15 protein-coding genes are annotated in these 13,928 nt (G+C 68.9%); 8 read left to right on the top strand and 7 right to left on the bottom strand.

The window, feature by feature from the left end:
* Window positions 1–206: 206 nt before the first annotated feature.
* Window positions 207–1,652, bottom strand: a complete 1,446-nt coding sequence (locus ACWDTI_RS22365) for an RNA polymerase sigma factor (protein ID WP_449740319.1) — start codon at window positions 1,650–1,652, stop codon at window positions 207–209.
* 165 nt (window positions 1,653–1,817) lie between these two features.
* Window positions 1,818–2,612, bottom strand: coding sequence for a polyphosphate--glucose phosphotransferase (gene ppgK / locus ACWDTI_RS22360; protein ID WP_449740318.1), 795 nt, complete (start codon window positions 2,610–2,612; stop codon window positions 1,818–1,820).
* A 266-nt stretch (window positions 2,613–2,878) separates the two neighbouring features.
* Between ppgK and ACWDTI_RS22355 the strand changes: the two genes are divergently transcribed.
* A complete protein-coding gene (locus ACWDTI_RS22355) occupies window positions 2,879–3,742 on the top strand; it encodes an inositol monophosphatase family protein (RefSeq protein WP_449740317.1) in 864 nt (287 codons plus the stop codon).
* A 22-nt stretch (window positions 3,743–3,764) separates the two neighbouring features.
* Here ACWDTI_RS22355 and cei read toward each other — a convergent pair whose 3' ends face one another.
* Window positions 3,765–4,478 (bottom strand): envelope integrity protein Cei, encoded by a 714-nt coding sequence (cei, locus tag ACWDTI_RS22350; protein WP_449740316.1) that lies wholly within the window; start codon window positions 4,476–4,478, stop codon window positions 3,765–3,767.
* 365 nt (window positions 4,479–4,843) lie between these two features.
* On the opposite strand from cei, the gene ACWDTI_RS22345 reads away from it, so the two are divergent.
* Entirely contained in the window at window positions 4,844–5,143 is a 300-nt protein-coding gene (locus ACWDTI_RS22345) for a DUF4193 domain-containing protein (RefSeq protein ID WP_419233046.1), read from the top strand.
* A gap of 11 nt (window positions 5,144–5,154) precedes the next feature.
* On the opposite strand, the gene ACWDTI_RS22340 is transcribed toward ACWDTI_RS22345, so the two are convergent.
* Window positions 5,155–5,727, bottom strand: coding sequence for a DUF3093 domain-containing protein (locus ACWDTI_RS22340; RefSeq protein ID WP_449740315.1), 573 nt, complete (start codon window positions 5,725–5,727; stop codon window positions 5,155–5,157).
* Here ACWDTI_RS22340 and dut point away from each other — a divergent pair.
* Both dut and ACWDTI_RS22330 read left to right on the top strand, forming a co-directional pair.
* Window positions 5,708–6,196 (top strand): dUTP diphosphatase, encoded by a 489-nt coding sequence (gene dut / locus ACWDTI_RS22335; protein WP_449740314.1) that lies wholly within the window; start codon window positions 5,708–5,710, stop codon window positions 6,194–6,196. The genes ACWDTI_RS22340 and dut overlap by 20 nt on opposite strands.
* Before the next feature lie 20 nt (window positions 6,197–6,216).
* Window positions 6,217–7,011, top strand: coding sequence for a DUF3710 domain-containing protein (locus ACWDTI_RS22330; RefSeq protein WP_449740313.1), 795 nt, complete (start codon window positions 6,217–6,219; stop codon window positions 7,009–7,011).
* A 16-nt stretch (window positions 7,012–7,027) separates the two neighbouring features.
* Here the strand turns inward: ACWDTI_RS22330 and ACWDTI_RS22325 are convergent, their stop codons facing one another.
* Window positions 7,028–7,717, bottom strand: coding sequence for an alpha/beta fold hydrolase (locus ACWDTI_RS22325; RefSeq protein WP_449740312.1), 690 nt, complete (start codon window positions 7,715–7,717; stop codon window positions 7,028–7,030).
* Window positions 7,718–7,857: 140 nt separating this feature from the next.
* Here ACWDTI_RS22325 and ACWDTI_RS22320 point away from each other — a divergent pair, with 140 nt between their 5' ends.
* Entirely contained in the window at window positions 7,858–8,232 is a 375-nt protein-coding gene (locus tag ACWDTI_RS22320; RefSeq protein ID WP_449740311.1) for an OB-fold nucleic acid binding domain-containing protein, read from the top strand.
* A 241-nt stretch (window positions 8,233–8,473) separates the two neighbouring features.
* Window positions 8,474–9,115: a DUF3159 domain-containing protein gene (locus ACWDTI_RS22315; protein ID WP_449740346.1), complete on the top strand. Its 642-nt coding sequence runs from the start codon at window positions 8,474–8,476 to the stop codon at window positions 9,113–9,115.
* Here the strand turns inward: ACWDTI_RS22315 and ACWDTI_RS22310 are convergent.
* The gene (locus ACWDTI_RS22310) at window positions 9,108–9,767 is read right to left on the bottom strand and encodes a potassium channel family protein (protein WP_449740310.1); all 660 of its coding nucleotides are present in this window, start codon (window positions 9,765–9,767) and stop codon (window positions 9,108–9,110) included. The genes ACWDTI_RS22315 and ACWDTI_RS22310 overlap by 8 nt on opposite strands.
* A 29-nt stretch (window positions 9,768–9,796) precedes the next feature.
* Entirely contained in the window at window positions 9,797–10,462 is a 666-nt protein-coding gene (locus ACWDTI_RS22305; RefSeq protein WP_449740309.1) for a potassium channel family protein, read from the bottom strand.
* 116 nt (window positions 10,463–10,578) lie between these two features.
* Here ACWDTI_RS22305 and ACWDTI_RS22300 point away from each other — a divergent pair, with 116 nt between their 5' ends.
* Window positions 10,579–12,588: an APC family permease gene (locus tag ACWDTI_RS22300; protein WP_449740308.1), complete on the top strand. Its 2,010-nt coding sequence runs from the start codon at window positions 10,579–10,581 to the stop codon at window positions 12,586–12,588.
* Entirely contained in the window at window positions 12,585–13,868 is a 1,284-nt protein-coding gene (locus ACWDTI_RS22295; RefSeq protein ID WP_449740307.1) for a class I SAM-dependent RNA methyltransferase, read from the top strand. The genes ACWDTI_RS22300 and ACWDTI_RS22295 overlap by 4 nt, the downstream gene beginning before the upstream one ends.
* Window positions 13,869–13,928: the final 60 nt, after the last annotated feature.

Genomic DNA, 13,928 nt, shown 5'->3' with positions numbered 1-13,928 from the left:
CACATCGGTGGTGATGTGTCGCCCTCACTCTCTCAGACGTTTGGGGCTTTCGTATTGTTCCGCAGGCCCCCCGGGTGTGTCGTCATTCACCGTTAACACGATGGGCGATGCCTGCAACACGGCCTCACCCTGGCGTTACGAACAGTGCGACCCAGATCACATGATCTTGGGCCGCACGATTCTCGCTCACCGAGCGATCGGGGGAGTCAGTCCAGGTAGTCGCGCAGGACCTGCGAGCGGCTGGGGTGCCGCAGCTTCGACATGGTCTTCGACTCGATCTGACGGATGCGCTCACGCGTCACGCCGTAGACCTGGCCGATCTCGTCGAGGGTGCGGGGCTGACCGTCGGTGAGGCCGAAGCGCAGCCGGACCACGCCGGCCTCGCGCTCGGACAACGTCTCGAGGACCGACTGCAGCTGATCCTGCAGCAGGGTGAAGCTGACCGCGTCGACCGCGACGACCGCCTCGGAGTCCTCGATGAAGTCACCGAGCTGGCTGTCGCCCTCGTCGCCGATGGTCTGGTCCAGCGAGATCGGCTCACGCGCATACTGCTGGATCTCCAGCACCTTCTCCGGCGTGATGTCCATTTCCTTGGCGAGCTCCTCGGGGGTCGGCTCGCGGCCGAGGTCCTGGAGCAGTTCGCGCTGGATACGACCGAGCTTGTTGATGACCTCGACCATGTGCACCGGGATGCGGATGGTGCGGGCCTGGTCGGCCATGGCGCGGGTGATCGCCTGCCGAATCCACCACGTCGCGTAGGTGGAGAACTTGTAGCCCTTGGTGTAGTCGAACTTCTCCACCGCGCGGATCAGACCGAGATTGCCCTCCTGGATCAGATCCAGGAACGCCATGCCGCGGCCGGTGTAGCGCTTGGCCAGGGACACCACGAGACGCAGGTTGGCCTCGAGCAGATGGTTCTTGGCCCGGTTGCCGTCTCGGGAGATCCAGTTCAGGTCGCGTTTGGCCGCGGTGCTGATCTTCTCGCCCGACTCCACGATCCGTCGCAGCCGCTCGGTGGCGAACAGGCCGGCCTCGATGCGCTTGGCGAGCTCGACCTCCTCCTCGGCATTCAGCAGCGCGACCTTGCCGATCTGCTTGAGATAGGCGCGGACCGAGTCGGCCGATGCGGTGAGCTCGGCGTCCTTGCGGGCCTGCCGCAGGGCCTCGGACTCCTCCTCGTCCCAGACGAAGTCGCCGGCGGTCTTCTCCTTCTCGGCCGGCGGCGCGGTCTCGGGGCTCTTCGCCTCGGGCTTGGCCTCGGTCACCGCGACGGCCGGGGTCTCCTCGGCGTCTTCGTCCTCGTCGTCCTCGGTGTCGTCTGCCTCGTCGTCCTCGTCGTCGACGGTCAGGTCGTCGTCGTCGGTGTCGAGGTCGCCGTCATCCTCGAGGTCCACATCGGGACCGTCGATGTCGTCGATCGACCCGGCGTCGTCGTCGAGGTTCTCGTCCTCGGCGACCGCGTCGTCGCCGTCGCCGGCCTTCGTGGCCTTCTTGGCACCGGTCTTACGCGTCGCCTTCTTGGCGGTGGACTTACGCGCGGTCGCCTTCTTGGCGACCTTCTTCGCCGTTCGCTTGGCCGGCGCGTCTTCCGTGGTGGTGGTCGCGTCGACCGACTCGTCGGTGTCGGCCTGGTGGGTCTGAGTGGCTGCCACGTACAACCTTTCGAACTGATTCGTGATTTCGCGCGCGGCAGCAAGCGCCGCCGCGGATCAGGGCTTGATTTGTCGGCGACTTGTCACCGCTCGAGAACCATTGTAACGACACCGCAACGCCAGATGTGACAAAGCACTGGTCAGAGTGCGTCGGATCGTGGCGTGTCAGGTGCGAAGCCCGGCGTCGACGGCCATCGCCGCGCCGACGATGCCCGCGGTGTTGCGCAGGGTCGCCGGCACCACCGGCGTGGTGTTGGTCAACAGCGGGATCCACTTGTCGGACTTGCGGCTGATGCCACCGCCGACGATGAACAGTTTGGGCCAGAAGAGTGCTTCGTAGGCCTCGAGGACGTGCGAGAGTTTCTTGGCCCACTTCTCGTACGACCAGCCCTTGTCCTCCTTGACCTTCGACGAGGCCTGATGCTCGGCTTCTTTCCCGTTGATGATCATGTGACCGAGTTCGGTGTTGGGCACCAGCGTCCCGTTGATGAGGATCGCCGAGCCGATCCCGGTACCCAGGGTCAGGAGCATGACCACACCGTCGACGCCGGCCCCGCCGCCGAAACGGTCCTCGGCCATGCCCGCGGCGTCGGCGTCGTTGAGCACCGACACCTGCCGTCCGTCGAGCGCGGTGGAAAACAGCGCGTAGACGTCGGTGCCGATCCACCCCTTGTCGATGTTGGCCGCGGTGCGCATGATCCCGTCGGTCACCACCCCGGGCAGCGTGATGCCGACCGGCCCCGACCACTTGAAGTGATGGACGACCTCGGCGACGCCGGCGGCCACCGCCTCAGGGGTGGACGGTTGCGGGGTCAGCACCTTGAAGCGCTCACCGACGAGCGCGCCGGTGTCGAGGTCGACGATGCCGCCCTTGATGCCGGAGCCGCCGACGTCGACGCCGAAGCTGAGATTCGATGCGGCCCCTGGCAGCGCGGTGTCGGTGGTCTCGGCGTCGGTCATGCGGGCGTCCTCTCCGGTCAAACCAAGCTGGGAATCGGGAATTGCTGGCAGTGCCGGTCTCAGGCTATCCAGCCCGACGCCACTGTGCTGGCCCGTGCGGCAAAGTCGGGTCGGGCGTGCCGAGAAGTGGGGTCGGGCCGTGCGGTGAACCGGGTCGGGCCGTGCGGTGAACCCGGTCGGGCCGTGCGGTGAAGTGGGTCGGGCCGTGCGGTGAAGTGGGCCGGGCGTGCGGCGAACCGGGTCGGGCCGCGTGGCACAGTGGGGGCGTGACCGATGATGCTGCTGCGCTCCTCGAGGGCGTCGCGATCGACGTGGCGCGGCGCGCGGCCGACCACGTCCGTCGCCGGCGACCGGAACTGTTCGGGACCGATGTGCCCGCTGACGACGCCGACGCCGCGGTGAGCACCAAGTCCACGCGCACCGATCCGGTCACGCTCGCCGACACCGAGACGGAGCAGCTGATCCGTGCGGAACTGCACGCGCGCCGCCCCGGTGACGAGGTGCTCGGCGAGGAGGCCGGCGGGTCGGTGGACGTACCGACCGGGGTGCGCTGGGTGGTCGACCCCATCGACGGGACCGTCAACTTCATGTACGGCATACCCGCCTACGCGGTGTCGGTGGCCGCGCAGGTCGGGGGCCGGTCCGTGGCCGGCGCCGTCGTCGACGTGGCACGCGGTGTCACGTACTCCGCGGCACTCGGCCACGGTGCCTACATGGATGCCGGGCAGGGGCGAATCAGGCTGTCCTGCAACCCGATCGACGACGTCGGGCTGGCGTTGGTGGCCACCGGCTTCTCCTACGACGCGCGGCGCCGGGCCGCGCAGGGGGCGTTCATCGCCGATCTGCTGCCGCGCATCCGCGACGTGCGGCGGGTGGGGGCGGCCGCACTCGACCTGTGCATGGTGGCCAGCGGCGCCGTCGACGCGCACTTCGAACACGGTCTGTCGCCATGGGATTGGGCTGCCGGAGGTCTGATCGCCGCCGAGGCCGGCGCACGGGTGGACACCCCGCCGCCGAACTCGCGCTCGGCCGACGGGCATCCGACGGTCGCGGTGGCGCCGGGCATCGCCGACGATTTCCACCGCATGCTCGACGAGCTGGGTGCCCGCACGCCGTTGCCGACCTACTGACGGGTGCGACGGCGCCCGGCGGTCAGCAGCTCTGATGGTGGACGGCCTTCACGACGCTGGGGTCGGGGCCGGTCTTGGGATCGCGCGGATCGGCGGTGCGCAGCGCGTCGAGGGCGGCCTGCGCGTCCTGTGACTGCTCGCGGCTCTCGTAGTACTCGCCGAGCGCCACGTCGACCGTCGTGTCCTTGCGCCCGTCGTCGACGAGCTGGGCGCACGGGATCGCGACCCAGACCGCGGCGGCTCCGGCCTTGCCCGCGGGCCCGAAACGGATCTGCGCGACGCAGTTGAGGTCGCGGTTGGGGTAGAGCGCGTCGTCGGCGTAGGGATCGTTGGGCGTGGGGTTGAACCCCATCGCGGTCAGATCGTCGGACACCGAGCGCGCCGCACCGCGTTGTGACGACGCGTTGAGCACGCGGACCTGGAAGGTGGACAGGGCGGCCGGGGCGACGTCGAGCATCTCCTGCCGGTTGGCCGCGGTCAGCGATGGCGGCTTGGCGGCGGGCGTCGTCGGAGTGGGCGGCGCGGCGCTCGCCGACGGGTCGATGCTGGCCGCGGTCGGCTGGTTGCAGTTGGTGGGGACCGAGGCGGTACCCGATTCGTTGAGTGCGACGGCCCAGGTGACCAGGCCCACCACCAGCAGCAACGCTGCGACGATGATCGCGGGCCGGGCGCGCCGCCGGCGGAACGGACGTCCGTGGTCATCGACCGGCGAACCGGTCGTAATCTGCGACACCACCGTGCTCTGGCTCCTTCTCACACGCCGACCGGGCAGCACCCACTGTAAAGGGTGGGACCCGTACCGAACCCCCTCGGACACGCCGGGAATGATTCGCCGAAGGTTGTCGTTGACCACGCAACGCCGGTGCACTAAGCTTCGGGCGCCCGCTCTCCACAGCGCTGGGGGAGATCCGGATCAGTGTGATCAAGGTCACACCGCTCCGACGGGTTCTGGGTGACGAATTGCACCGGTCAGGACGTTGTGGTGAGGCCGTCGGCAAGACAATCCCGGCGGGTACGCGCACCCTACGTTTGTCCGGCCACAAGCCGGCATCCGAGAGCGCCCTCACACTCTCAACCAGGTAGGTAGGTAAGGCACACACAATGGCTACTGATTACGACGCGCCGCGACGCACCGAGACCGAGGACATGAACGAGGACTCCCTCGAGGAGCTGAAGGCGCGACGCAGCGAAGCGCAATCCTCGGCCGTCGACGTCGACGAGAGCGACACCGCGGAATCCTTCGAATTGCCGGGAGCCGATCTGTCCGGCGAGGAGCTGTCGGTCCGGGTCATCCCAAAGCAGGCCGACGAGTTCACCTGTACCAGCTGTTTCCTCGTGTATCACCGCAGCCGGCTGGCTCGCCAGAACGGCAACTCGATGATCTGCGTGGACTGCGCCTGATCGTCGACCGGTCAGTGATCGAGACCGGTCCCGGCGGCCGCATCGGGAAGGTCCAGCGCCGCGAGCACCGCGCCCGGATTGCGCGTCGACACCAGCCAGTACGGCGTCGGATCGTCCGGGTCGTCGAGCACAAAGAGCACCATCGTCTTCACCCACGCACGATGCACCAGGTAAGCGGCCGGATCGAGCTGCCGGCCCATTGCGGCACTCTTCGCCGTCGCCGGCACGGTGGCGCCCCGCGCGATCACCGACCGCGGTAGTCGCGCCCGATTGGCGACGAGTTGCCCGTCGTCGGTCACCCGGATCGGGACCCGCCCCATCGACCACAGCAGCCACGCGATCAGCACCGCGATGACGGCGTAGCCGACGACACTCCAGGATGCGCGATGTGCCGACAACTGGATCTCGTATCCCAGCACGCCGGTCAGGACGGCGCCGGCCACCCACCACCACCACGGCACGCGTAGGCGTTCGCTGTAGCGGTCAGAACCCGACTTGTGTTCTGACACTGGCTGGTCCGCGTGTGATGCAGGGGGAGTCACGCGACCAGCGTAGTCTGCCCTCGTGAGCGAGATTCCAACCATCGCCGTCCGACGACTCGATCGCGACATCCCGCTGCCCACCCGGGCCCATCCGGGCGACGCAGGCGTGGACCTGCACTCCACGATCGACCTCGAGCTCCCGGCGGGCCGCCGTCAACTGGTCGGCACCGGGATAGCGATCGCCCTGCCGATCGGGACCGTCGGCCTCATCCATCCCCGATCCGGACTCGCCGCCCGCGCCGGGCTGTCGATCGTCAACACGCCGGGCACCATCGACGCCGGCTATCGCGGCGAGATCAAGGTCTGTCTGATCAACCTCGATCCGTCCGAGCCGATCAGCATCGCGCGCGGGGACCGGATCGCGCAGCTCGTCGTGCAGCGCGTCGAACTGCCGGAGTTCGTCGAGGTCGACGAGCTCGACGACACCAGCCGGGGGGCGGGCGGATACGGCTCCAGCGGGGGCCACGCGATCCTGGCGGACACACAGCCGGGCAGCACGAGTAGTTCCTGACATGGCGAGGAGTTTCTGACATGGCAGACGACCCGACGATCGGCTCGGCGCACGGACCCTACGACATCGGCGCCCTCGCCACCTCCGCCGAGGAGCTGGCCAACTCCCATCTGGATCTCGGTTCGGTGCTGGTGCCCGTGGTGGAGGGTGGCCAGGTGACCGTGGAGATGTCCGCCGATCACCAGCCCGAGGCGGTCTATCTCGTCACCCCGCACGGCCGGATCAACGTGACCGCGTTCGCCGCGCCGAAGTCACCCGGGTTGTGGCGCGAGGTGGTCACCGAACTCGCGGCATCGCTGCGCGACGAGGGTGCCCGGGTGTCCATCGAGGACGGCCACTGGGGTCGCGAGGTCGTCGCGGAGGTGCCCGGTGCCTCCCACCGGTTCATCGGCGTCGACGGCCCCCGGTGGATGATCCGTTGTGTCGCAAGCGGACCCGACACCGACGCGGAGGAACTGAGCCGCCTCGCGCGGGCGGTGCTCGCGGAGTCGGTGGTGCGTCGGGGCACCGATCCCTACCCACCCCGCGATCCGCTGCCGGTCGTCCTGCCGGCGGTGCTCGCCGAGCAGGTCGCCGCGGCGCAGCAGCAGATGATCGGCGAGATGCCTGCCGGCGCACCGGAAGTCGCGCAACCGACGCCGGGCGAGACGCCCGCACCGGGCGGCGTCGCCGACCAGATGGCCTCGGCCGTGGTGGTCGGCGAGGAACCCGGTGGTCGGGAACCCGACGGCGACGAGCCCGACGATGACGCCGACCGGTTGCCTCCGTCATCCGGCTCGGCGATGCAGCGCTTCCGGCGCCGCAACCGGCGCTGAGCTCGGCCGCCAGGTCTCAGCGGATCGCGAGCCAGCCTCGCGCACAAGCGAATCCGAGCACCGACGGGTCATGCCCCCACTCGTCGAGGGTGACCTCGGTGACAGTCGAGCGGGGGGCGCAGGCCGCCCAGTCGCGGCCCACCCGCGCCGGATGCACCGGGTCGTCGACGGCCACGGTCACCGCCAGCGGTGCCGCCAGGGACGCGATCTGGTCGAGGCCAGGCGATCGGTAGGAGGATGCGGCGGCCAGCTGATTGAGCAACTGCGGGTAGAGCGCACGCCACGACCGGCTCAGCTCGTCGGCCAGCCACGGCGGGCTCGACGCCACCATCGCCTCGATGGTCGGCTCGAGCCCGTCGGCGGCGAGTGCCCGTGCGGTCAGCGTCGCGCTCCAGGCGGCCGGCGCGGTCGCCGGATCGCCGGTCCACGCGGGCAGCGCCGCCCACACCCCCGCACACCGGTCGGGCGGCTGCCGCAGCGCCCACTCGACGGCGATCGCCGCACCGATCGACACCCCACCGACCACGATGGGTCCCGCCGCGGTCGCCGAGATGTCGTCGAGCCGACGCAGATGGCCGGCGACCAGGTCGGATGTCGGTTCGAGGGCGATCAGATCGAGGGCGAGTTCGTCGGCTGCGGGGCCGAAGGCGCGCCGGACATAGTCGCCGTCGGAGCCGGTGCCGGGCATGGCCACGAGTGCGGGCATGAACCGATCTTGCCCGGCGTTTGATGGAGTGGAGCAATGGGGTTTACGCTGGCGAAGACAGCGGGTCCATCGCCCCCGTCCACACAGCTCAACAGCCCGTCCACTCAGCTCAACAGCCCGATGACACCCAGGAGGGTGTGATGCCTACCAGCGGTTATCTCAAAAGGTTGACCCGTCGGTTGACCGAAGATCTCGGAGATGCCGACGCCGAACAGATCGCCGAGGCCTCTCGCGCGACCGGCGCCCAGCGCGCCGCCGAATGTTGCCGCGGCGACGAGGTCACCATGCACGGCGAACTCCGCTCGGTGGAGACCTGTTCCCGCACCGCCAAGATCGGGGTGAAGGCCGAGTTCTTCGACGGATCGGACACGGTCCTGCTCAAATGGCTCGGGCGCAACCGGATTCCGGGGATCGAGCCGGGACGCAAACTGACCGTACGGGGACGTCTCGCCGAATACGACGGCGGCAAGGTCATCTACAACCCGTACTACGAGCTCTATGGCGAAGACGACTGACCCCACCGACGGCAGCCCGAACCCCACCGACGGTGGCGCCAATTCCGCCGACGGCAGTCCCGACCCCACCGACGGCAACCGGAATCCCGCCGACCGCGACTCCGATTCCGCCGGTAGGGCCCACGCTTCCGCCGGAAACGCCCCCGATTCCGCCGCCACCGGCACCGATCCGGTCGACAGCACCCCCGAATCCGCGGACAGCATCACCGAGAGCCGCCAGACGGCGTCGATTCTCGACCAGATGGGTGGCGTCAGCGGGCTGATCTATTCGACGGTGCCCATCGTCGTGTTCGTTCCGGTGAACTCGGTCTGGGGATTGCGTGCCGCGATGATCGCCGCGCTGGCCGTCGCCGCGGCCGTCTTCATCATCCGGCTCGTCCGGCGGGAACCCCTCAACCCGGCCGTCTCCGGTCTGCTCGGCGTCGCGATCTGTGTGTTCATCGCGAACCGGGTGGGCGATGCGAAGGGCTACTTCCTGTTCGGCATCTGGACGACGTTGGCCTACGCGATCGTCTTCGTCGCGTCGATCGTCGTGCGCTGGCCGCTGGTGGGCGTCGCCTGGAACCTCATCAACGGCGACGGCATGGCCTGGCGCAAACATCGCCGCACGTTGCTGGCCTACGACATCGCCACCGCGTTCTGGGCGCTCGTCTTCGCCGCGCGCTACATCACCCAGTCCCAGCTCTACGAGCACGACCGCACCGGCTGGCTCGCCGTCGCCCGCATCGGGATGGGATGGCCGCTCACGGCGCTCTCGGTGCTGGCCACGGTCCTGCTGGTCCGGTGGGCCACCCGTGAGGAACACGAGGAGGAGCTCGCGGAGTCCGCACCCGAGGGGTCGGGCGGCGAGAGCCGCGAGGAGCCGGGCCGCGAGCTCAGCTGAGGTCCATCGCCTCCCGCAACGCCGGCTCGGCCTCGGCAGGGGCGATGAAGATCAGTTCGTCGCCGCCTTCGATCGGGTCGTCGGATTGCGGCACGATCACCCGCCCGCCCCGCAGGATGGTGACCAGCGCCGCGTCGCGCGGCAACGCCAGCTTGCGGACGGGTTTGCCGGCGAGTGGTGTGTTGGACGGCAGTGTCAGCTCGACGAGGTTGGCCTGACCCTGCCGGAACGTCATCAACCGCACGAGGTCGCCCACCGACACCGCCTCCTCGACGAGCGACGCGAGGATGCGCGGCGTGGACACGGCGACGTCGACTCCCCAGTCCTCGTCGAAGAGCCATTCGTTGCGGGGATCGTTGACCCGCGCGACGACCCGGTTGACCGCGAACTCGGTCTTCGCGAGGAGACTGACCACGAGGTTGGCCTTGTCGTCGCCGGTGGCGGCGACCATCACGTCGAAGGTCTGCAGTGACGCCTGCTCGAGGTTGCTCAGCTCGCAGGCGTCGGCGAGCACCCAGGTTGCCTCGGGAACCGCGTCGCGGTCGAGGTGCCCACTGTTGCGTTCGAACAGCGTGACCGAGTGCGCGTTGGCGATCAGCTCGCGGGCGATCGAGCGTCCGACCGCACCCGCCCCGGCGATGGCGACTTTCATGTCTGTCCTCTCTGGCAGGTCTGGTGAGCTCAGTCGACGGCCGTGTGGGCGGACCGCGCCAAGACGCGCGCATCCGCGAGGTTGTCGATGAGTACCGCGGCGAACACCTGGTCGTCTTGCTGCAGAACGGTTTTCAGCTCGGGGATGATCGGGTGGCCGACCCGGTTGAGGAAGGCCACCCGGGCGCCGGTGGACTCCTGGAACTTCCCGACGGTCACCCCGATCCACGACTCGTGGATCTCGAGCTGGGCGATCGCGATGGTGCCGGACGGATCCCGCCACTCGGTGGTCGTCGACGACTCGCCGAGCGCCGAGACGAACCGCTCGGTCGTCCACGGCACCGTCGCCACCGTCGGGATGCCCAGCCGCTCGTACACTTCGGCACGTTTCGCGTCGTAGATGCGTGCGACGACCCGCTCCACGCCGAAGGTCTCGCGTGCCACGCGCGCGGCGATGATGTTCGAGTTGTCGCCGGAGGAGACCGCGGCGAAGGCGTCGCACTTCTCGATTCCGGCGCGTATCAGGACATCCCGGTCGAAGCCGACACCGATCACCGTGGTCCCGCGGAAATCCGGGGAGAGGCGGACGAACGCGGTGGGATCGCGGTCGATGATGGCGACCGCGTGTCCGCGTTTCTGCATCGCCATGGCCAGCGACGACCCGACGCGCCCGCATCCCATGATGACTACCTGCACGTTCACCCTCTCCCAGACCTGGTACCGCAGTCGATGATTCTGCGGCGAACCCATCGAACGTACCCGTACCGGTGGTCGTTATGGCGTCGAACCACCCCACGCTCTAGTGTTGCCTGGTGTCCACCGTGTCGAAGGTGTCGGTCGCGACGAAGAGGCTTGTGCTCGGCCGCCCGTTTCGCAGTGACAAACTCGGTCATACCCTGCTGCCCAAGCGGATCGCGCTTCCCGTCTTCGCCTCCGACGCGATGTCGTCGGTCGCCTACGCACCCCAGGAGATCTTCCTGGTGCTCTCGGTGGCCGGCCTGAGCGTCATGACGCTGGCGCCGTGGGTCGCGGTCGCGGTCGCGGTGGTCATGGCGGTCGTGGTGGCCAGCTACCGGCAGAACGTGCACGCCTACCCGTCCGGCGGCGGCGACTACGAGGTCGCGACGGTCAACCTGGGGCCCAATGCCGGACTCACGGTCGGCAGCGCCCTGCTGGTGGACTACGTGCTCACCGTCGCGGTCTCGATCTCGTCGGCGGCCGAGAACATCGGCTCGGCGATCCCGTTCGTGGAGCACCACAAGGTCTGGTTCTGCGTGGCCGCGATCCTGCTGCTCGCGTCGGTCAACCTGCGCGGCATCAAGGAATCCGGCTCGGTACTTGCGATCCCCACCTACGCGTTCATCTTCGGCGTCCTGGTGATGCTGGGCTGGGGATTCACCAAGATCTACATCCTCGGCGACGACGTCCAGGCCGAGACCGCCGACTTCGGCATCCAGGCCGAGCACAGCAATCTGATGGGACTCGCGTTCGTCTTCCTGCTCGCCAAGGCGTTCTCGTCGGGCTGTGCCGCCCTGACCGGTGTCGAGGCGATCAGCAACGGTGTCCCGGCCTTCCGGAAACCCAAGTCGCGCAACGCCGCGTCGACGCTGCTGCTGCTCGGCTCGATCTCGGTGGTCCTGCTCCTCGGCATCGTCGTCCTGGCCGAGAAGATCGGCGCGAAGTACGTGATGAATCCCGATCAGGACCTGATCGGGGCGCCCGAGGGCTATCAGCAGAAGGCGATGATCGCGCAGCTCGCGCACGCAGTGTTCGACTCGTTCCCGTTCGGCTTCTACTTCGTCGCGACAGCCACCGCCCTGATCTTGATGCTGGCCGCGAACACCGCCTTCAACGGGTTCCCGGTCCTCGGTTCGGTGCTGTCGCAGGATCGGTATCTGCCGCGGCAGTTGCACACCCGCGGCGACCGCCTCGCCTTCAGCAACGGCATCCTGTTCCTCGCCGCGGCCGCGATGGTCTTCGTGGTCGCCTTCGGCGCCCAGGTCACCTCGCTGATCCAGCTCTACATCGTGGGCGTGTTCGTGTCGTTCACGCTCAGCCAGACCGGGATGGTGCGCCACTGGACCCGGCATCTCAAGACCGAGACCGATCCGCGTGCCCGGCGTCGGATGAAGCAATCGCGGATCATCAACTCGGTCGGCCTGGTGATGACCGCCACCGTGCTGGTGATCGTGCTGATCACCAAGTTCACCGCGGGCGCGTGGATCGCGATCATCGCGATGGTCTGCATCTTCATCCTCATGAAGCTCATCCACCACCACTACGCGTCGGTGCAGCGCGAACTCGAACGCAACGACGAGGAGGCGGTGCTGCCCAGCCGTACCCATTCGATCGTGCTGGTATCCACGCTGCACAAGGCCACCAAACGCGCCGTCCTGTACGCGCGGGCCACCCGTCCCGACGTCCTGGAGGCCATCACCGTCAACGTCGACGACCGGGAGACCCGCCGCCTGGTCTCGCAGTGGGAGGCCAGCGACATCACCGTGCCGCTCAAGGTGATCGCCTCGCCGTACCGGGAGATCACCCGTCCGGTCATCGAGTACGTGCGCCGCGTGCGCCGGGAGTCGCCGCGAGATGTGATCACCGTGTTCATCCCCGAGTACGTGGTCGGACACTGGTGGGAGCAGATCCTGCACAACCAGTCGGCGCTGCGGCTCAAGGGCCGGTTGCTGTTCGAACCGGGCGTGATGGTGACGTCGGTGCCGTGGCAGTTGTCGTCGTCGGATCGCCGGAAGGGCGACCTGGTGTACACCGCTCCCGGCGACACCCGGCGCGCCCTCGGCGGAGACCTCGACAACCGGTGACGACGATCGAACTGACCGTGCAGGCACCCGCGAACGGCGGTGCCGCGGTAGGGCGGATCGACGGCCGGGTGGTGTTCGTCGACGGCGCCATCCCCGGCGAACGGGTGGCCGCGCGGATCACCGACGAGCGACATGAGAGCTTCTCCCGCGCCGAGGTGACCGAGGTCCTCGAGCCGTCGCCGTACCGCATCGAACCGGCCTGCCCGGCCGCGGCGCACGGCGCCGGATGCTGCGACCTCGGCTTCGTCGACGTGGGACATGCCCGAGATCTCAAGGCGCAGGTCCTCGTCGACGCGCTGGCACGCATCGGTCACCTCGACGTCGCCGACTGCGCGGTGTCGGCGTTGCCCGTGCACGGACCCGACGACGGCACCCGGTGGCGGGTGCGCGCCCGCCTCGGCGTCGACGCGGCTGGCTCGGCCGGTATGCGCAGTCGGCACGGATCGGCGATCGTCGCCGGATATCCCTGTGCCGCAACCGAATCCGGAATGCTCGACGAACTCGACGACCTCGGTGCGACCCCCGGCGCCGACCTCGTCGTGGTCGCCGACATGGACGGGCGGCGGCATGTCACCGAACTCGCCCCACCGCGCCGGGTCGGTGGCGGACATCGCGGCCGGCGGGCCCGGACGCAGGCCGCGCGACGACGGCGCGACGCACCCCGTGCCGAACGGATCCTCGCCGGCGACGGCGTCGCCGCGCACCGGGTCGGCGAACGGATCTGGCGGATACCCGTCACCGGGTTCTGGCAGGCGCACCGCGCCGCACCGCACACCTACGCGCAGGCGATCGTCGACCTGCTCGCGGACTGTGACATCCGGCCCGGCCGCGACGGGCTGCGGGCCTGGGATCTCTACGGCGGTGCCGGGGTGTTCGCGGCCGCCCTGCTCGACGACCCGCGGACGTCGGCCGCCGCCGTCGAGGTCGTCGACACCGATGGCGCCGCGCTGGCCGCGGCAACCGAGACCTTCGCCGACGACGACCGGGTCACCATGCACCACGGCGAGGTCGCCGGCGTCGCCGCGCAGCTGTCCGGGCCCGACGTGGTCGTCCTCGACCCGCCGCGCACCGGGGCCGGGGCAACGGTCATCGACGCGGTCGCATCCGCCGACCCGGCGGCGATCGTCCATGTCGGATGTGATGTCGGTCGCTTCGCGCGGGACCTGTCCCTGTTCGCCGAACACGGCTACCGACCACGGGAGATCCGCGGATTCGACGCGTTTCCGGCCACCCACCACGTCGAGGCGATCGCCTGCCTGGTGCCGGCACATCGCCGGTGATCGCTCGGACCTGACGGTCGGTGTCCGTAGACTGTGGAGACATGGTCGTGGTCGGACGCG

Source organism: Gordonia sp. NPDC003424, from assembly GCF_053588655.1.
Note: the sequence above shows the minus strand (reverse complement) of the source record. Positions and strands in the feature narration are given on the sequence as shown.